At 43.5% G+C, this 18,549-nt stretch carries 18 protein-coding genes and 1 pseudogene; 11 read left to right on the top strand and 8 right to left on the bottom strand.

The features are described from left to right. Positions 1 to 72 precede the first annotated feature (72 nt). Both FD05_RS04940 and FD05_RS04935 read left to right on the top strand, forming a co-directional pair. Positions 73 to 714, top strand: coding sequence for a uracil-DNA glycosylase (locus tag FD05_RS04940; protein WP_039932596.1), 642 nt, complete (start codon positions 73 to 75; stop codon positions 712 to 714). Positions 715 to 780: 66 nt separating this feature from the next. Continuing rightward, on the top strand, positions 781 to 1,284 hold the full coding sequence (locus FD05_RS04935) for a DNA-3-methyladenine glycosylase I (RefSeq protein WP_081637855.1): 504 nt from the start codon (positions 781 to 783) through the stop codon (positions 1,282 to 1,284). Positions 1,285 to 1,380: 96 nt separating this feature from the next. Here FD05_RS04935 and FD05_RS04930 read toward each other — a convergent pair whose 3' ends face one another. From FD05_RS04930 to FD05_RS04910, 5 genes and pseudogenes are all read right to left on the bottom strand, one after another. Beyond that, on the bottom strand, positions 1,381 to 1,689 hold the full coding sequence (locus FD05_RS04930) for a glycine cleavage system H family protein (RefSeq protein ID WP_020280714.1): 309 nt from the start codon (positions 1,687 to 1,689) through the stop codon (positions 1,381 to 1,383). 16 nt (positions 1,690 to 1,705) lie between these two features. Beyond that, on the bottom strand, positions 1,706 to 2,770 hold the full coding sequence (locus tag FD05_RS04925; RefSeq protein ID WP_020280715.1) for a lipoate--protein ligase: 1,065 nt from the start codon (positions 2,768 to 2,770) through the stop codon (positions 1,706 to 1,708). Between the two features lie 292 nt (positions 2,771 to 3,062). Beyond that, positions 3,063 to 3,908 (bottom strand): annotated as a pseudogene (locus FD05_RS11660) (aldo/keto reductase). Between the two features lie 60 nt (positions 3,909 to 3,968). Further along, complete coding sequence (locus FD05_RS04915; protein ID WP_020280718.1) at positions 3,969 to 5,420, bottom strand: PH domain-containing protein; 1,452 nt, start codon at positions 5,418 to 5,420, stop codon at positions 3,969 to 3,971. Continuing rightward, complete coding sequence (locus FD05_RS04910; RefSeq protein WP_020280719.1) at positions 5,410 to 5,889, bottom strand: PH domain-containing protein; 480 nt, start codon at positions 5,887 to 5,889, stop codon at positions 5,410 to 5,412. The genes FD05_RS04915 and FD05_RS04910 overlap by 11 nt, the downstream gene beginning before the upstream one ends. Before the next feature lie 179 nt (positions 5,890 to 6,068). Between FD05_RS04910 and FD05_RS04905 the strand changes: the two genes are divergently transcribed. Both FD05_RS04905 and FD05_RS04900 read left to right on the top strand, forming a co-directional pair. Continuing rightward, a complete protein-coding gene (locus FD05_RS04905) occupies positions 6,069 to 7,280 on the top strand; it encodes an MFS transporter (RefSeq protein ID WP_020280720.1) in 1,212 nt (403 codons plus the stop codon). Positions 7,281 to 7,429: 149 nt separating this feature from the next. Further along, entirely contained in the window at positions 7,430 to 8,203 is a 774-nt protein-coding gene (locus FD05_RS04900) for a (S)-acetoin forming diacetyl reductase (protein WP_020280721.1), read from the top strand. A 307-nt stretch (positions 8,204 to 8,510) separates the two neighbouring features. Here the strand turns inward: FD05_RS04900 and FD05_RS04895 are convergent, their stop codons facing one another. Further along, a complete protein-coding gene (locus FD05_RS04895; RefSeq protein WP_039932599.1) occupies positions 8,511 to 9,098 on the bottom strand; it encodes a stage II sporulation protein M in 588 nt (195 codons plus the stop codon). A gap of 217 nt (positions 9,099 to 9,315) precedes the next feature. On the opposite strand from FD05_RS04895, the gene FD05_RS04890 reads away from it, so the two are divergent. The 5 genes from FD05_RS04890 to FD05_RS04870 all read left to right on the top strand — a co-directional run bounded on the left by FD05_RS04890 (position 9,316) and on the right by FD05_RS04870 (position 14,939). Further along, entirely contained in the window at positions 9,316 to 10,161 is an 846-nt protein-coding gene (locus tag FD05_RS04890; protein ID WP_020280723.1) for an aldo/keto reductase, read from the top strand. 156 nt (positions 10,162 to 10,317) lie between these two features. Continuing rightward, the gene (locus tag FD05_RS04885; protein ID WP_020280724.1) at positions 10,318 to 11,238 is read left to right on the top strand and encodes an ABC transporter ATP-binding protein; all 921 of its coding nucleotides are present in this window, start codon (positions 10,318 to 10,320) and stop codon (positions 11,236 to 11,238) included. A gap of 1 nt (position 11,239) precedes the next feature. After that, positions 11,240 to 12,847 carry an ABC transporter permease gene (locus FD05_RS04880; RefSeq protein WP_020280725.1) on the top strand — a complete coding sequence of 536 codons (1,608 nt, stop codon included), beginning with the start codon at positions 11,240 to 11,242 and terminating at the stop codon, positions 12,845 to 12,847. Positions 12,848 to 12,862: 15 nt separating this feature from the next. Then, complete coding sequence (locus FD05_RS04875) at positions 12,863 to 13,504, top strand: TetR/AcrR family transcriptional regulator (RefSeq protein ID WP_020280726.1); 642 nt, start codon at positions 12,863 to 12,865, stop codon at positions 13,502 to 13,504. Between the two features lie 115 nt (positions 13,505 to 13,619). Further along, the gene (locus FD05_RS04870; RefSeq protein WP_020280727.1) at positions 13,620 to 14,939 is read left to right on the top strand and encodes a condensation domain-containing protein; all 1,320 of its coding nucleotides are present in this window, start codon (positions 13,620 to 13,622) and stop codon (positions 14,937 to 14,939) included. A 285-nt stretch (positions 14,940 to 15,224) separates the two neighbouring features. Here the strand turns inward: FD05_RS04870 and FD05_RS04865 are convergent, their stop codons facing one another. Next, positions 15,225 to 15,659: a hypothetical protein gene (locus FD05_RS04865; RefSeq protein ID WP_152436161.1), complete on the bottom strand. Its 435-nt coding sequence runs from the start codon at positions 15,657 to 15,659 to the stop codon at positions 15,225 to 15,227. 451 nt (positions 15,660 to 16,110) lie between these two features. Next, entirely contained in the window at positions 16,111 to 16,734 is a 624-nt protein-coding gene (locus tag FD05_RS04860; RefSeq protein WP_020280729.1) for a LysM peptidoglycan-binding domain-containing protein, read from the bottom strand. A 510-nt stretch (positions 16,735 to 17,244) separates the two neighbouring features. On the opposite strand from FD05_RS04860, the gene FD05_RS04855 reads away from it, so the two are divergent. Both FD05_RS04855 and FD05_RS04850 read left to right on the top strand, forming a co-directional pair. Beyond that, a complete protein-coding gene (locus tag FD05_RS04855) occupies positions 17,245 to 17,859 on the top strand; it encodes a hypothetical protein (RefSeq protein WP_020280731.1) in 615 nt (204 codons plus the stop codon). A gap of 13 nt (positions 17,860 to 17,872) precedes the next feature. Continuing rightward, complete coding sequence (locus tag FD05_RS04850) at positions 17,873 to 18,544, top strand: Crp/Fnr family transcriptional regulator (RefSeq protein WP_020280732.1); 672 nt, start codon at positions 17,873 to 17,875, stop codon at positions 18,542 to 18,544. Positions 18,545 to 18,549: the final 5 nt, after the last annotated feature.

Below are 18,549 nucleotides of genomic sequence, written 5' to 3'. Positions count from 1 at the left end.
AAGCCTATTCCATAGCGAGTGGGCTTTTTATTTTATACTGAAGATAAGAATAAGACGAAAGAAGGTCACACCATGACTTTACATACAATTCTCACCCCAGAATGGATCCACGACGCCAAATTAATGGCCGCAGAAAATCCCCGTTTGGAAGGCTTCGTTCCCAGCGAAGGCGGTGAAAACCCTCGCATTTTATTGCTTGGGGAAGCGCCAGGTGATCAAGAGGTCAAGATTGGCCGACCATTTATGGGACCATCTGGTAAGGAACTGGATCGCTGGTTGGCCTCCCTTGGGCTTACCCGCGAAGATATTTACATTACTGGAGTGGTAAATTCACGTCCGTTTTCAATCGGTAAAAGCGGCCGAAAGAGTGATCGCAGACCGAATCAGGCTGAAGTGAAGAAATCAGCTCCGATGTTTGATTGGGAACTGGCTCATTTTCCAAATGTGTTATTGGTGCCAATGGGAAATGCCAGTCTCCAGCGACTTCTGGGAAATAAAGCGAAGATTGGCGATTTACACGGTCAATTATTGGAAAGTCCGATTCAGAAATACAATCCGGAAACCAATTCATTCGAGTTCACCCAAGAGAAATATCGGATTTTTCCGCTCTACCATCCGTCTTACTCCAAACGCTTCAAGAATATGAAGGCCATTGTTGATGCTGATTCCCAGAGACTCAAACAATTATTAGCCAAGCAATCTAACGGTCGTTGATAACCAATTATGAACTCAAAGGTGTTAGTCTAAAGCCAAATGAGTTATTTGGGGAAGGTGGTTGTGATGGCAAAACCATTAAATGGCGTTGACCTGTATCATTCATTATTTGGAACTGAAATCCATGATCCACGAGTATTGTTTGAAATGCTGACGGTGAATGTTTTCCAACCTGGGTTGAACTGGCGAGTGGCTGCAAGTAAGATTCCGGTGTTCGATAAGGTGTTCAAACATTTTGACGTAAGCGAAATTGCCAAGTTCGATGAGATGGACCTCGAAGCCTTGGAGGAAAATCCTGACATGATTCGGAATCCTCGAAAGATTCGCGCCGTGGTCCAAAATGCTCAGGCAACCGTGAAACTTCAGCCGGAGTTCAAGGATTTGGCAGATTATCTCTGGTCGTTTAAACCAAAGGATGATGTTGTGAAGGGCTCTTTGCAGCAGGATTCCCACGATTTAGGGGCTGAATTGGCCAAGGACATGAAAAAACGGGGATTTACTTTCGTTGGGCCAACCACGATGGAATTGTTATTGATCGGCAGCGGCATCCTGAAACATGAGCATGACTAACCAGGATTAATGAATTCAAAATATTTTAGGGACACAAAAAGGAAATTGACAATTGATGTCAATTTCCTTTTTTGCTGAAAATAATTCTATTATCGTTTAAAACAATTCGATAATCCAAGTTTGATCGCGGTCATCCTCGTTCAATAATTCGGGATGCTCGATCAAGTCAGCGTTCACTTTTGCAACTTTGCCGCTGATTGGCGAATGAATTTCGGTAACCGCTTTGGCTCCTTCAAATGAAAGAATTGGATCACCTTCGCTAACCTCGGTTATTTTGTCGGGAAACTCCGCAAAGGTTACTTGGCCAATCTCACCGCGGGCTAAGTCATTCAAGCCAATTCGAGTGTGTCCGTCCTTGGTTTTGTCTTCCCATAAGTATTTTGAATCGTCTGCTTTATCTGCCATGATAATCTACCTTTCGTTATTTGAGATCGTACTTTTCCTTTAACATCAAATCAGCCATTTCTTCAGGTGAAACTTTGCCGATGTTGGCATCCAGATGGCTAATTCGGAATGCTTCTTCCAAACTTTCTTTAGCAAATGGGACATTGGTGATGTTTTGCTCGATAGCTTTCAAGTCACCGTTGGGATTGTTGAAATCGCCATAGATTTTGGCATGAGAAATCACATCATTCTTAACTGAAAAGCTGATTTCAACCGTCCCGACACCATCAAAATGACGACCACGGAAGTAATCATCATCTGGCTTGGTGCCCATAACGAAGTCATCACCGGTGTATGCCTCGTCAGCAATCTTTAACACGTTTTTCCAGTCATCATCTGTCATGGTATAAGTTGGTACATCACGGATATCGGTCACTCTAAACACCGTTAGCAGAATGCGTTTCTCCAATTCTTCAAAAGTGATGTTCTTATATTTTGGATCGAAGTATTGGCGAATGTTGGTGACTCGACTATGAACGGATTTAATGCCTTTGGATGCCAGCTTGGCTTTTGGTGGTGTCAATGCTTTTGCTGCAGCAGCTAAGTCGACATCAACCATCAGCGTGCCGCCACACAAGAACCGATCGCCAATCTTGAGAGCAGACATCCCAGAGACTTTTTTACCATCAACGGTTAAATCATTGCGCCCGCTCATTTTCGCATCGACACCCAGTTTTTTGAGAGTTGAGATAACCGGCTGCGCATAGCGTTTGAAATCGCCATAATTAGTGCCGTCATCATTGTCGATAAAAACATACGTGAGGTTGCCGGGATCCACAAACACGGCGCCACCACCGGCAAATCGTCTGGATAATTGGATCTTCTGGTCACGAATAAAGTTTAAATTAACTTCCGAATAGACATCTTGATTCAGACCAATCACAACTGACGCTTGTGGTGGACGAGAAAAGTAAAAAATCGGTTCAGTAAATTTTGGGCTCGTGATAAAGAACTTGGATAGGCTGTCAGTGATGATCGGCCGGTTCAAGTATTCTTTCCCACTTGAAATATCAACATATTGAATAATGATCAGCTCCTTCAATTAAGGTAAGCGTTTACAAATTGTTGCAAATAAAAATGCAATTAGACCTTGACTCTGTCTAATTGCATTGTAACCCATAATTTGGGTTGTTGCTCGAATCTGACTTTGTGGAATTTAGTGGTGTGACTATTCCCTAGTGGAAACGTGTTTCGACGGCCGGCTGAAAGCCTGCCTAGCCTACTTGGCGACGCAACTGAGGCTAACTTCTAAGCGCACTTTAATTAGAGCCCCAAACCCAGGGACTTTAATCGAAGTACCCTTAGAAACCGCCTCACCCATTGCTCGTCACACTCTAACGCATGTCTAAGACTTGCTTACTAGTTGGCTTTGGAAATTCAACATCCAACTGAGCCAGTTCATTATCATTCAATGTAATATCGGCAGCCTTCACATTATCAACGGCGTGCTTTGGGTCACCTGATTGAGGGATGGCCAATGTATTACCGTCTCTGATTGCCCACGCCAAGATAATTTGCCATGGGGTTGCTGAATGGCTGTCAGCAATTTGGTTGACGACTGGATCATGGGTTAAGCGGCCGCGGGCATCACCTGCAGCAACTGGTGTGTAGGCGATAAGTGGAATATTGCGTTTTCGCATCCATGGAAGCAGACTATATTCAATTCCACGACTGCCTAAGTTATAAAGATCTTCGTTGGCAGCGACTTGATCAGCGCCAGGGAGTTCCATCAACTCTTCCATATCGGAAATATCAAAGTTGGAAACACCCCAGTGCTTGATCTTGCCTTTTTGTTGGAGTTGTTGCAAAGTTTCGATTGTCTCACTTAGTGGCACTGCACCACGCCAGTGATACAGGTATAGATCAAAATAGTCGGTTCAAACTAACTTTAAGCTGGTATCCAAACTGTGTTCCATTCTGGAAGCAGAGGCGTTTGAGGGTAAAACTTTGTCGATGATGAATAAATCATCTCGTTGTAAATCCTTAATGGCTTCGCCGACTAGGCTTTCACTACGGCCATTGCCATACATTTCAGCGGTGTCAATGACTCTGGCACCAGCATGGATTCCCTCTTGAAGGGCTTTGATTTCATCGGCCCTGGTTGAGGCGCTGTCACCCATGTGCCAAGTTCCCAAACCGATTGCGGGTACTTTTGAACCACCTATGTTCAATTCTCTCATAGATATACATACCTCCTAAATTTCGTTATCTAATAGTATACCGCTTATAGCGACATCACATCATCTATTTTGCAGCCACTTAAAAATTTCTTTACCGGTGACTTCCGGCAAATACCGAATTTCAATCAACTGGTTGCTGTTACCATGGCGAACATTCACCCGAATGTGGGCCAATTTGGTGTGGGTCATCCAGATCGACTGAACAAATAAAAACGATTGAATATTTTTGTGAGGGATGACGTACTGGGATCGCGTGAAAAAGTGGCCGCCTTGTAAAATCAGTTGGTTATCGACAACTTTCCAACCAGTATTGGCTGCGGAATACCAGCCCATCAAAATGCCAATCAGCAGGACTGGCAGACTCAGTAAGCCCCACACCTTGAAGAAGTACAGGCAGGGCAGGATAACGATCAAGCTGATGAGCGATGCGTTGCGAATGAAGTACCAATAGGAACGTTTTGCCAAATGGTCCAGTTGACTGAATTGCTTAGGCGCCCAGTTGACAAAGGGATGTAATGTATCGAAAACCTGATCGTTTTTGACCACTGGAAGAATCATTAGGTCATTACTTTTTTCATCATCGCCAGCAGAGGAAGCCGCCAGAGCTTGAACCGTAGAAATGTGGCACCATTGGCGGATGACATTTTGCTTGATTCGTAAGGCTTGAATTCTAGCTGTCGGGATGGTGACTGAATTTCGTTGAAATAGTCCCTGTTCAGTTTTAAGCTGATCGTCTTCTGAATTTAGGCGAAATTTGTAGTATTTTTGAACAATTGTCAGATATGAGCCGGCAATACTCAGAACAACGATTAAGACACCAACGACACCTAGAATGATGGCCGATTGGTGAATAATGGTGTTGGTCACTGAGTCAATCAGCCTTTGGGGGATTGCTTCTTGAACCTTGCCATAGATGGCAAACAGCGCACCAATGATAGGGAAAACGCCCAGCGAGGTCATGGCAAACACATTAAGTTCGTGGGGATTAATTTCGTAATCTGCATGTCTGACTGGAGGCGTGAGCCGTTCTGAGAAATCTTCAGTCGCGTCATCTGACACAGAAGAATCACCCATTCGTTTGCGTTCGATTTCAGTTCGGATTCGTTCGTTAACCAGTGGCAAGACCGCTTCTGGACTATGATCATCGTGGCCGGCAGTTTCAATCTGCAGCTTTTCTAAATGAAACGGCACCAAGAAGAACCACTGTTGATGCTGAACCGTTTGAATGCGGGAGTAAGGAATGTGAGTGTGCTTCTTTACCAAGATCCCTGTGTTAATTGTCAGCATTTCATCATTGATTTCAAACGTAAAACACAGGTAGCGGACGGTGTGCCAGCCGACAATTAAGATGGCCAAAGCTGTGAAGCCGAGCCAAGGTGTGACGCCGATGGCAGTTGACCAATTGGTGATTGGCCCTGATCCAATGATGATTAACAGAATGGTATCCCAAGAATGGCGAAAAATGAAGTACAGAATTGACAGTGGGTTTAAATGCTGCTTGTTAGACGTCATGATTCCCCACCTCCACCGCCAATTTCATGATTTGCTTTCGAAGTTGCTCACCGACGACGGGTTCAACACCGTCAATTCGATGAGAAGTTGAAGCGGTCGTGATTCGAACTTCTTGCAGTTTCTGTGATTGGAGAATTGGACCAGCAGACAAGGTCACATCCTGTACGCGGGCAATAGGGATGGAAACGAGCTTACGGAAAATAAAGCCGGAACGCAATTCGACGGCATCATCAGTCACGGTGTACAGCCAAAATGAATAACGGTAGGGGACCAGACTCATTTCAACAATGAAATCGATGATTGCGACAACAAAAAAGAAGCTGGCTGCGTACAACCACCATTGGTAGTCCCAAAAATGATAAATGACTAATCCGGCGATACCAACTGCAGCCGCTAACAAAGTGTTAAAAAGAGCCGAGATCCGCCAGACGGTTTTGATCTGAGCAGGTAAGTGGTTTGATTCGTTCAAGTGAAACGCCTCCTTTATGAAAGTAGAGTATGTATAGTTTTCCTAAGTTTACAAAAGAATGGCAAAAATTACCAACAGATGATTGTTGGATTGAGGATTCAATCTGGTGGACACAATCGTATTTATAGCGTTATACTTGCTCTTATGCTTTCCACGAAAAGACGAAAGGGGGCCATCGATTGTCTAAAGAAATTAGAAACGCCATAATTGTCCTGATATTTGGAAACTTCTTGGTATGTATTGGAATGAGCTTAATTTTCCCGGTCATGCCGTTTATCAAAAACGAACTGCACCTGTCAGCTACAGACATGGGGATCATGAACTCGCTGTTTGCCATCGCACAATTGGTGGCCTCACCTATCGTTGGACAAATTTCGGATAAGATCGGTCGGAAACCGATTCTAGTTGCCGGCTTGTTACTATATATGTTCTCAGAAGTTCTATTTGCTATGACCAACTGGTTGTGGATGTTTGATATTTCACGGACAATTGGTGGTTTGTCTGCCGCCATGGTGGTACCAACCACTAACGCTTTGGCAGCTGATTTGACGACCCCCAGACAACGGGCGCGGGTCATTGGACTGCTGTCTGCAGCCTTTAGTGGCGGGCTCATTTTAGGACCCGGCATTGGCGGTATTCTGGCAAAGTTCGACTATAAAACGCCATTCTGGTTTGCAGCCGGGCTGGGATTCTTAAGTATGTTATCTTTGTGGATCATGCTGCCCAACGAAAAGGAAATCGAGAAGATTGCTGCCAAACACCCGGTACCGGCCCAAAGCCGGCCACCAAAACGTGCCTCTTGGAATCAAGCAAAGAAATTATTTGCGGGTCCGATGGGACTGTTGTTCCTTTTGATTCTCATTTCATCCTTTGGACTGGTTGGATTTGAAAGTATCTACAGCCTATACGTTAATGAAGTATTTGGTTTTACCATGGGCAATATTGCCCTGGTTCTCACCTTAAATGGGTTGACGTCACTGACATTTCAAGCCCTGTTGTTCGATCGACTGGTGGTTTGGCTGACTGAGAAGCGGTTGATTCGATATTGTTTCCTATTATCATTCTTGGGAACCGGCTGGATTATTCTAGCTCATTCCAAATTAGAAGTCATTATTGCTACCTTAATCGTGTTCACTGCCTATGACTTGATCAGACCAGCGATTACGACGTTACTGACAAAGGCGAGCGCCACCAAACAGGGCTTGATCAACGGTGTCAATATGTCACTGACCAGTGTCGGCAATATTGTCGGTCCAATTGTTTCCGGTGCTTTGCTGGATACCAGTTATCATCTGCCATACCTGGTCGTGATCGTTTTCCTGTTTATTTCATGGGGGCTGACATATTGGATTCGGGATCATTTCTCGGTTGATTTAACGGAAGCAAGCTAAGCTTTTCCTGCCAAATGCGGTGTGGAGAAGCTTTTTATTTTCCAATGAAAATCAAACGACCTTTTCCTGTTATCGTTTGCAATAATCAGGTACAATGAAAGCGTATACGAGGTATGTACAAAAGATTTTCACAAATGGAGGTAACAATTATGGCAAAGCAAGTTGCATTAGTTACTGGAGCAGGTCAAGGAATTGGTGAAGCAATCGCTACTCGTCTTCACGATGATGGTTTTAAGGTTGCCGTTGTTGATTTAAATATCGACAACGCTAACAAGGTCGCCAAAAAATTATCACCCGACGGCTCTGAAGCAATTGGCATCAAGGCCGACGTCTCTGACCGTGATTCAGTTATTGCTGCTGTCAATAAAGCCGTGGATGAATTCGGCGACTTCAATGTAATCGTAAATAACGCTGGTTTGGGGCCAACAACGCCAATCGATACAATTACCCCGGATCAATTCAAACTCGTCTATGGCGTTAATGTAGGTGGCGTTCTGTGGGGCATTCAAGCTGCTCACCAGGCATTTAAGAAATTAGGCCATGGCGGAAAGATTATCAACGCCACTTCACAAGCTGGAGTTGTTGGTAACCCTAATTTGGCACTGTACTCAGGTACTAAATTTGCAGTTCGTGGAATTACCCAAGTGGCTGCCCGTGATTTAGCTGAAGAAGGCATCACAGCAAATGCCTATGCACCAGGAATCGTAAAGACACCAATGATGTTCGACATTGCACACCAAGTTGGTCAGAACGCCGGTAAGGACGACGAGTGGGGCATGCAAACATTCGCAAAGGACATCGCCCTCAAGCGTTTGTCAGAACCAGAAGATGTAGCTGCTGCAGTATCATTCTTGGCAGGCAAGGATTCCAACTACGTTACTGGTCAGACATTGATTGTGGATGGCGGGATGCAATTTCAATAAAAGTGTGCGACGAGACCCGATTAAGGCCCGTGGTACAAGATGAAACCAGCAATGATGAACGGTTCTTGTTCATCGTTGCTGGTTTTATTTTGTACTTTAGGGTCCTGGGTCGTCGGAGCATAGCTCAGAAGCCGGAGGGAGCAGTGAATAAACTAAGTGCATCTATTCCTGTAGCATCATCCTCAATAAATAATGCGAACTGAACGTACTCTGTTCATCGCTGCCAGCTTTTCTCTCCATTGACCACAAATAACCCAAAACAAAAAAGCCTCAGGAAAAATCTCCCAAGACTCACATCCACATCAACCTAATGTGGCATCACCATTTTCAAAAAGACTGGTGTAATATAAGTTTCCACAATTCCGGCCATCAACATCAACGGCAGGACAAGTACCAAATAATCTATAAGTGATTGTTTCAACAGATCGAAATACTTAACTTCCTGTTTTTTCCGCCGAAACAAGCGGTTCATCCCATACCAAGCGATCCGGGCACTAATGGCTGCAGCAACCAATTGAGCTGAAATTTCAAAAATTCCATGTGGTAAAACGCCACCCAAAAACATTAGAATTGGATTTCCAATGATGCTGATAACCATCCCAACACTCACTGCGTTGGTCAGAATATAATACCAGTAAATTGGCAGTGGAATGATGCCGAGAAGAATTACCATACCTGCGCCGCCCAGATTCCAAAAGAATAATGGCAAAAAATTAGTGCTGCTGGTAGGATCCTTTGCAATACCAGATGAAAAATGATGAACCATTTGGCCGGTTGACATGAAGAACTTGGCATAAATGAGCACGCCAATCCAGACAATCGCCATGACAATCAGATATCTGATCATGGATTTGAGGTAAACCTTCTTAAGGCGATCGAAGCTATCTATAAACATATTGTTCCCCTTTCATAAACCATACGCACATTTTACGGATAATTTGCAATTAAGGCAATCAATTGTGTACAATTATTTCACAATCTTTTTCACTTGCACATCATTTTCATTCATTCCAATCGATATGTTATGCTTGAAGTGTACCAACACTATAGATTGGAGATGTTTTTTCTTGGACGGATTACAATCAACTATCAAATTAAATAATGGTGTCGAGATGCCACGTTTGGGTCTCGGTGTTTGGAAAACCAGTAATAATGATTCACGGGATGCCGTCATCACGGCCATCAAGCATGGCTATCGGGCAATTGATACTGCACGTGAGTATGGCAATGAACCCGGTACCGGTGAAGGAATCAAAGAAGGAATGACACAGGAGGGCCTTAAGCGTGAGGATCTCTTTGTCACCACTAAGCTTTATAACGGCGAGCAGGGCGACTACGACAAGGTTTCTAAAGTCCTAGACAAGCAATTGTCTGACTTGCAGTTGGACTACGTTGATCTTTACTTGATTCACTGGCCAGTGGATGCCACTTATTTGGAAAGTTATCATGCTCTGGAACGTCTTTACAAGGAAGGCAAAGTTCGGGCAATCGGGGTTTCCAACTTCGATAACGAGCGGATGTCCAAATTGTTGGAAGAATCCGAGATCGTTCCAGCAATCAACCAAATGGAATTCAACCCAACTCAACAGGAAAAAGATATTTTGAACTTTGACAATAGCCATGGCATTCAATTGGAAGCCTGGTCACCACTTGGTGCAGGTAAATCCTTGAAAAATCCGGTTATTAACGAATTGGCTAAGAAGTACAGCCGCACACCAGCCCAAATTATTCTGCGTTGGGAGTGGCAGCGTGACATCGTGACCGTTGTTAAATCAGTCCACGAAAAGCGAATTGTTGAGAACAGTGATATCTTTGATTTCAAATTGAGTGATGAAGATGTACAACGAATTAATCAGCTCGACGAAAACAAACGAGATTTGTGGTATGACGACTTCACTTGGCATAATCCAAATGGTCGTTATGGCAATGAAATTGAACAGGTTCCGGATTTGAAATAGTCAATGAGAACCGCATGAAATCAGGAGTTTAAGGCTCCTGATTTTTTCATTTGGTCATAATGACTACGTGGTTATTGACTACTCAGTCATTTATGATATACTCAAGACGAATTAAAGAACAAACGCAATTTTCAAACGCTTTGAGGGGTGAATAACATGGATAACAAAATGATCTTAGATGTTCAAAATTTACAGAAAAACTTTGGCAAAGTACACGCTTTAAAAGACGTGAACTTGCAGCTGCACAGCGGAGAAGTCCTTGGCTTTATTGGACCGAACGGTGCCGGTAAGTCAACAACGATTCGGGTGATTCTTGGTTTGATCAAAGAATCGGGCGGTTCTGCGACAGTGTTCGGTGAGGATGCCTGGAAGGATTCCGTTAAGATCCACCAGAATCTGGCGTATGTTCCCGGGGATGTCTATCTGTGGTCAAACCTGACTGGCGGCCAGACGATTGACATGCTGCTGCATATGTCCGGACAAACGCATACCGCCAAAACGGATGAGTTGATTAAAGAATTCAAGTTGGATACCAGCAAGAAGAACCGGACTTATTCGAAAGGAAATCGGCAGAAAGTGGCGTTAATTGCGGCATTTTCGACGGACGTGGATCTCTACATCTTTGATGAACCCACTTCCGGCTTGGATCCGCTGAACGAACTGATTTTCCAGCGACGGGTGGCCGAACTTAAGGAAAACGGTAAGAGTGTCTTACTTTCCAGTCACATTTTGTCCGAAGTTGAAAAAATGTGTGACACCATTTCAATTATTCGAGAAGGGAAAGTCATTGAAACCGGTTCGCTGGAATCGATGCAGCATTTAACCCGAAACGTGGTCGCGGTGACCACCGCTTCACCTTTGGATGGCTTGGACAAGGCAAGGGGCGTTCATCAATTGAACTTCAAGAATGACCAGCACACGATCGCTGAATTCACCGTTGACTCCGATGAAATCGGGGCAGTGATGGATTTATTAGCGAAGAATTCGATTGTCCAACTAAGGACAACGCCGCCAACTCTGGAAGATTTATTTCTGCGTTACTATCATTCAGATGATGGTCAAAAAGTAGGTGAGTAAGATGGAACAATACACACAAACTTGGACTTTACTAAAAGCAAATTTAAAACGTGACTGGGTGAAAATTTTCGCTTGGTTACTGGTACTGGTTGGAGTATTTGTGGCAGTTGCTGCCAAGTTTGACGGCATATATGGCACCACTAAACAAATCGCTGCAATCGGTTCGACGTTGCGGTCAAAAGCCATGGTGGCTTTGATCGGTAGTGTTCCCGATGGTCATTTAACAACTGCTTTGATTTTTGCATCAGAAATGGCTGTTTTCTGGGGACTGTTTATTATCATTTTCAACTACTCATTGGCCGTTGGTGCCAGCCGGGGCCAAGAAGAATCCGGTTTAACAGAAATGGTCTTGGGGGGTCATCCGGTTGGCCGACTGGCACCTCTATTGGCCGCAGCCCTGGAACTACTGATCGCCAATGGACTGTTTGCACTGATTACTGGGGCTGGCACAATGATTGCTAATATGCCTGGTAGTGACGCAAACGGCACTTGGTTGTCGGCGGTTGCGATTGCTGCCGTGGGTTGGGCATTTGGCATGATTGCCTTGATTTTCTCCCAATTGGTGGCTGATAGTCATAATGTTTCTATGTATAATTACGCATTTTTAGGGATTGCTTACCTAATTCGGATGATGGCGGATGTTTCTAATCCAACCTACACTTGGCTTTCACCATTGGGCTGGCTGGAGAAAACTGAAATCTACACCAACAATAACTGGTGGCCGGTCGTGATGCTGGTCGTCTTGGGCGCACTGGCATTCTTGGCAGCCGTTGTACTGAATAGTAACCGTGACATTGATGCGGGTGTGATTCACGTCAATCCGGGTAGCCGTAAGAGCCGATTTCTCCGTGGCCCGGCAACTTTATTGATCTGGAACCAAAAATCACTGACGATTTTCTGGATGATTGGAATGGCAGTTTTGGGTGCCAGCTATGGATCGGTATTCAATAGTATCGGTAAGATCTTCAATACTTCGCCAACGATTCAAAAAGTGCTGGGCCAAAGTGGTATCCGACATCTTGAACAAAGTCAGGTGCTGTCATTTGTCGGCCTGTTGGGCATTATCTTCAGTCTGCTAGCCGTGATTGCCGGTGTGATGATCGTCAACCATTTGATGACGCAGGAACGCCGAGGCTACCTGCAAATGGTCATGACCAAGCCGCAAAGCCGAAGCTACCTGCTGGCAGTGTATGTGATTTTTGGCTTGGTATTGGCAGCAGGGCTGCTGTTTGTCGCTCTGATCAGTGCGATGGGTGCCGGAAACGTTGTCATGAGTCATCCAATTGCATTTAAGTACTTCTGGCGCACATTTATAGCTAACCTGCCATCGATTGCCTTATTCATGGCGTTGATGGTTGGGCTGATCGGTGTCTATCCACGATTACGCTCGTTGGTCTGGGCATATCTGGGGATTTCCTTCTTGATTACCTACTTTGGTAATCTGATGGATCTGCCAAAATGGGCACTGAAGATCTCACCATTTTATTGGACTAAGAAAGTGCCGATCGAGTCGATTAATGCAACACCGTTGATGTGGATGCTGGCAATCGCTGTTGTCTTGATTGTTATTGGGTTTGTTGGCTACAAAAACCGTGATTTGGAAAGCTGATAGGAGAGATTAAATATGGCAAAGAGATTACCACGTGATCCTGAAAAAGAATCCGCTATTTTGACAGCTGCCATCCATGAGTTCGGAAGTCATGGTTATTCGGCGAGCACCGACAAAATTGCTGAAGATGCCGGGGTATCCAAGGGATCTGTCTTTAGATACTTTGATAATAAGAAGAAACTTTATGCTGCCGCCGTTAATCATTCTCTGACGACCATCAAGGATGTCTTAAACCTCAAAGTTTGGACTGAATCCGATGATTTGGTCACGATGAGTATTCGGGCAACTAAATATAAGACGGAGCTGTCTCATCGATATCCGGATGAGTTTGCGCTATTGACCCTTGCATACGCCCAGGACACAATGATTCCACCGCAAGTTCGCAAACAGGTTTTCGATACTTTTAATCAGTGGCAGCAGGCAATGAAAAATTATGTTTTAGGTAAAGTCATCAAAAAGATGAAAATTAGAAAGGACCTAGACCCCAACAAAGTTCAGGAATACTTGGGAATGGTTTTAACCATCCTCCTCAGCCAGGTTCAGAAGGAACTTGAAGCCCATCCGGAAATGAAAAAGATCGAAGATATGGACGCACTGGTGGATGAAGTTAAACAATATCTGAATATGATTGAATTTGGCATTGTTGACAGAGAATAGCATAAAGAATCCCTAAACAAAATTCGGAATTAAGTTAACCCAACGCTCATACCGGTTGTTAGTAGTGGTACCATTTTTTGACAAAAAATCTAAGTTGAGGAAGGCAGGGCCAATAATGTGCAAAGAACGTTCTCGAAGGATGAGGATATTAACTGAACGACCTCATTTAAGAAATCCATCAATAAATATAATGATGAAGGCAACTGTAGGGGCATCTTTCAATTTATCAAGATTTGAAGAAACCATTCGTAAATTGAGGCAAGTTCATCCTTTGATAACTTCGAATATCAAAACTGATAAAATCGGCAATGCCTATTACCAATGTGGAGAGGTTAAGAAAAACGATTTTACGATTGTAGAAAAATCCACGTGGTTAAATGTTGCAGAGCGAGAGAAAGACCACTATTTTAATTTAGACACGGATCCCTTAGTTAGATATTTCGTTTTTCAAAAGCAAGATGATTTTGATCTTTTAATTGTAGCTCATCATTTATTAGGAGACGGATTAGCTATTTTTAATCTTCTAAAGGATTTTTCCCTGATTTACTTTGGCGCCGAAGTACCTGTTCACAATCAGAGATTGATTCAAGGAATAAATGATTTTCCAAAATCAGCTAAAAGTTCAATGATGATGGACTTATTAATAAAAAAATGGAACCGTGATTGGCGTAAACACCCAGATATCTATTCTCAAAGTGAATTCAGGCTATTACATTCTGAATTTGTTCAAGAACATAAGTCAGCACTGCTGACAAGCGATATTTCTCGCGGTAAATTATTCATATTAATAAAGAATTGCCATAAGTATAGAGTATCGGTTAATGATGCTCTTACTACTGCATTAATATTAGCTCAGCAAAAGCATCACCCTAAACTTGCGAATGAGCAACAAGAAATTGCTATCCCAATTAATATTCGCGGTGAATTAAAATTTAATCCGGTAGATAGTTTAGGAAATTTTGCATCTGCTATCACCATTAAGGCAAAGCTAGACGATACTCGAAGCTTTTGGGAGAATGCCAAAATCATCCGGAAAGATATACAACGAAAAACAAGTTCTGATAAAAAGCGATGGGTACTTATGAACCTGTACGCGCGGATGGACCCCAACTTGATTGATAGCCTTTATTTCACGGCGTATGGGAATGATGCAAACAAAACATCCTTCAAAGTTGCAAAAATGCTCGGGCTCACCGGCAATCCGCAAGTGACAGGCCTATCCAATTTGGGAAGAGTAAATGATTTTACTGAAAATAAATACCTTTACGATTGCTTCTTTTTTCCGCCTAAAGTTCCCAACGCCGCTTTTACAATTGGGGTAATCACTCTCCAGAATTCATTGACTCTTGGAGTAACTTTTGACGAACAAGCTGTTGGATATTTGTCGGCAAAACAAATTGTTGAAACTATGGTTAATTATCTCATTAGTGAATAACAAATAATAATTCCAACGTAACAACATCTTAACGGTTGTTACGTTGGAATTATTGGTATCTTAAAAGTGGGTCCAGGCAATACTTTATCTTTATATTCTCAGTAAATAGTTGATTTCAATGAATCAACAGATTGAGGGTACACTGAAACCCAAGGAAGAAGAATTTTTGACGTTGGTTCTGGGGACCATCTCAGCTGAGGTTCAAAAAGAGCTTGAAGCGCATCCCGAGATGAAACGGATTGAGGATATGGGCAGCCTGATTTCGACCGTTAAAGAGGATCGAATTCAAGACTTGGCATTCGATTCCAATGTTACCTGCCAAACGCTCACTAAAATCCAACATGCAAATGGCATCGCACTCAGAAATAGGCCAATGAATATCAGACCAGGGGCATCGCCGGACTGAGCCCAGATATAGGCAAATGTTAGGCTGATGGCTGCAATGATAATCGTTATCACACCAAGTAACCAATGCAAACGTTGGACTGCCAATGGTATTCTCTGAGAATGCTGAACGAGTTGCCAAAGGATGATGATACAGGCACCTACACAGCCGAGGACGACCCAGCCGCCAACTAAGACGATGACTAAAGATAAAGTGATCTTATTGGTTAAGACGAGTAGGGTTGTTGCCCAAATGCCGACAGCCAAAAGTGCTAACGCTAGTAGTGATAAACTCGTACGCAGAATGGTGTGTTGGGTGATTGGGCTAGATTTCATTTTCATTTGAATGACCTCCTATTGATTGAGAGTTTAACCTTTATTGGTTGGAGGTGGGTGATTGTGAGTGGATCTTTTGGGAAATGTAAACAATTCCCTTATGGATTATGATATGTATGAAAAATACCAGCAAGTGATCCTTTTTTGAGGATGGCTTGCTGGTATTTTTTGGTTTTTTATTTTGAATTATGCCGACGGTTCACTGGAATCTAGCCGAAACGTGTTCCGACGACCCAGATGCTAACTTCTAAGAGTGCTTTACCTAAAACCCAAAACCTGGGTTTCAGGAAAAGCACTCTTAGAAACCGCATCTCCCGGGTCTCGTCACACTCTAAACGTGTTCCCCAAGCCAGCTTCCGAGCATTTATCCAATAACGAGTCCCGATGCGAAATCCGCATCAGAACTCGTTATTAAATAAATGCTCGGAAGCTAACCGGCTTGACTCACACTCTATGGCATTACCAAGTCATAATGATTCCCAACAATCGCAGTTCCGCGGTCATGGACCACGCCTTCACTTAATGGCGTTTGGACGTGAGTGCCGAATGGAACATCCATTGGAGCTGCTACGATTAGGTAGCCGTTGGCGTCATAGCCACCGTGATTGGTGGTGCCGTCAGCAAATGCTGCACCTGTGTAATACGTCCACTTTTTACCGTTTTGGTAAATCACACCTTGTGATTGGAATGCTGCTGGTGTTGTGGTTGCACTGCTGGTTGCATCGCTTGTTGAACTGTCTGATGATGATTGGGAAGTGACCACTGCTGCGTGGGCTGATCCCTTGTTAATTGAAGTTGAAGTCTTGAAATGTTTTTTGTTGACCTTATTGGCAGTCGCTTTCTTAGCAGTTTTACCAATTTCCAACTTTTGGCCGACCATGATTAAATTCTTGTCGGCAATTTTATTTTGCTTAACGATTCCGTCCACACTTGAATTGTGTTGAGCGGCGATTTCAGCCAACGTGTCGCCTGACTTAACGGTGTAAGTACTTGCACTGGCAGCGACGCCGGTGAAACCTAAAACGCCTGCAACGACGGATAATGTTAATAAACTCTGTTTGATTGTAATGACCACCTTTTAGATTACTGTGTCTAGAATTTCGTTCACGAATGAGACGAATGCCTGACTTCCAAAATTGATAAATGATTGCTTGGATGTTAATTTGTGTGTTCCGGAACACAACTTGAATACTGCGAAGAATTTTGGAAGATGATTGATGAGTAATGTGAACGTGTAACAATCAATCACGCAAGTATAATATCAGATCTGAAATAACCGTCAACCGCATTTACAAATAAGACAAAAGTGTGACAATGAACGGCCGTGGTAATTCAATGAATTTTCCAACTTGTTACAAACACGTTAAAGTTAAAAAAGACCGTTTCCCATTAAATGAATGTAATGATTGTGTAAATGGCGACCAACTACCTGTATATGCCAATTAATTTGTTCGGAGTGGTGAATCAGTGAAATTCTGTTTAATGATTAGGGAAAACCGGGTTTCATCGGTATAATGAAATTAATAAGAAAAGTGAGTGGTGAATAGTTATGGTTAAGCAAGGCAGATTTGCACGATCCAGTAAGATGAAACAAATCAAAGCGATTCGGAAACGAATGCACCAACCAGCAGGGCGAACAATCCATCCTGATGAGTTCGAGAATTTTGTTCTGGTTCGTTATGGATTAACATTGAAGAAACGTTTGAAAGGGATTCACAAGGAAACTGTTCAGCGATTTCTTCAAGAAATGTTGGCGGATACACCAATCGATCAGAATTGGCAATTGACCGACATTTTGGGCAAAACGCTTCGAAGGATTGGCAACAAAGTGCCGTTTCAATTTTATCGGGTTATCACCAACGATTGGCCAGAAATTCAACACTTTCTTCAACGGGAAATCCCGGCAGTTCCGCTTACTGAACGAATCATTGTCAGCGACCCCGTTGATGATACTCAACTGCAAGAGATTGTTTCAACGGCTTTAGCTGGCAATACGTATTCTGAGTTGGTCGATAACAACCCGGAAATGTTGGAACGAGTTAAAAACCAACCGGCCAGCTCCCTGCAAACTAATTTATTAACCGACGAGTCGATTGATTGGCAAAAGGTTGCAGCGGTCTTTGGACCGTTTAACTTTGATCCAAGCAAAGCGGCAGATGCCGGAACTCGACAATGGCTTGAACAACTGATGAAGGAATAGCGAGGTCGTTAACATGGATTTACAACAAGCTTTGGAATGCGTCAACTTAGTACCAATGTTTCACACGCTTCCTGAAGATCAGAAAATTGAAGTTGCCAAATTGGTGGTCCAGCACGAATATCCCAAAGGAACAATTATTTATTTGGCCGGGGATACAGTTGGGCACTTTATGATTTTGGAAGCTGGTCAGGTGAAAATTTCTCAAGTCGCTGCCAATGGTAAGGAACAATTGCTTAAAGTGTTGCAGCCAGGTGACTTTGATGGTGAGGCAGCGTTGTTCAATGGCGATCAGAGAAACGTAACCGCCACGGCGTTGGTTGATTCAAACGTCTGCCAAATTGAACAGGGTGCCTTTCAGAAATTACTGCAGCAAAGTCCACAGCTCTCGGTCAGCCTCTTGGCGACCATGAGCCAGCAAATTAATAACCTGCAGGAAGAAAAGACGCTTTCGTCGACGGCCGACATGGCTGGTAAATTGGCCAAGTATTTGGTCGAAACTGGGGCTGCCTTGGACGAAAATCCATTTAAACTACCATTAAAGAAGAAAGATATTGCGACTTACCTGGGGACCACACCAGAGACCATTAGCCGCACCCTCAAACAATTGTCTGAGAAAGGCCTGATTGTCGCTAACGGATCGAAAATCAAAATTGTTGATGAAGATGGCTTGGACATGTTGCTCTAAGCTTT

This window comes from Lentilactobacillus otakiensis DSM 19908 = JCM 15040 (assembly GCF_001434145.1).
Lineage (GTDB): Bacteria > Bacillota > Bacilli > Lactobacillales > Lactobacillaceae > Lentilactobacillus > Lentilactobacillus otakiensis.
The sequence above is the reverse complement of the archived record's forward strand: the minus strand, read 5'-3'. Positions and strand labels throughout refer to the sequence as shown.

What these genes read in the sequence shown, in the direction of transcription:
- FD05_RS04940 (WP_039932596.1), top strand. Translation starts at nt 73, where the DNA reads ATGACTTTACATACAATTCTCACCCCAGAATGGATCCACGACGCCAAA.
- FD05_RS04935 (WP_081637855.1), top strand. Translation starts at nt 781, where the DNA reads ATGGCAAAACCATTAAATGGCGTTGACCTGTATCATTCATTATTTGGA.
- FD05_RS04930 (WP_020280714.1), bottom strand. Translation starts at nt 1,689, where the DNA reads ATGGCAGATAAAGCAGACGATTCAAAATACTTATGGGAAGACAAAACC.
- FD05_RS04915 (WP_020280718.1), bottom strand. Translation starts at nt 5,420, where the DNA reads ATGACGTCTAACAAGCAGCATTTAAACCCACTGTCAATTCTGTACTTC.
- FD05_RS04900 (WP_020280721.1), top strand. Translation starts at nt 7,430, where the DNA reads ATGGCAAAGCAAGTTGCATTAGTTACTGGAGCAGGTCAAGGAATTGGT.
- FD05_RS04895 (WP_039932599.1), bottom strand. Translation starts at nt 9,098, where the DNA reads ATGTTTATAGATAGCTTCGATCGCCTTAAGAAGGTTTACCTCAAATCC.
- FD05_RS04890 (WP_020280723.1), top strand. Translation starts at nt 9,316, where the DNA reads ATGCCACGTTTGGGTCTCGGTGTTTGGAAAACCAGTAATAATGATTCA.
- FD05_RS04885 (WP_020280724.1), top strand. Translation starts at nt 10,318, where the DNA reads ATGGATAACAAAATGATCTTAGATGTTCAAAATTTACAGAAAAACTTT.
- FD05_RS04880 (WP_020280725.1), top strand. Translation starts at nt 11,240, where the DNA reads ATGGAACAATACACACAAACTTGGACTTTACTAAAAGCAAATTTAAAA.
- FD05_RS04875 (WP_020280726.1), top strand. Translation starts at nt 12,863, where the DNA reads ATGGCAAAGAGATTACCACGTGATCCTGAAAAAGAATCCGCTATTTTG.
- FD05_RS04870 (WP_020280727.1), top strand. Translation starts at nt 13,620, where the DNA reads ATGTGCAAAGAACGTTCTCGAAGGATGAGGATATTAACTGAACGACCT.
- FD05_RS04865 (WP_152436161.1), bottom strand. Translation starts at nt 15,659, where the DNA reads ATGAAATCTAGCCCAATCACCCAACACACCATTCTGCGTACGAGTTTA.
- FD05_RS04855 (WP_020280731.1), top strand. Translation starts at nt 17,245, where the DNA reads ATGAAACAAATCAAAGCGATTCGGAAACGAATGCACCAACCAGCAGGG.
- FD05_RS04850 (WP_020280732.1), top strand. Translation starts at nt 17,873, where the DNA reads ATGGATTTACAACAAGCTTTGGAATGCGTCAACTTAGTACCAATGTTT.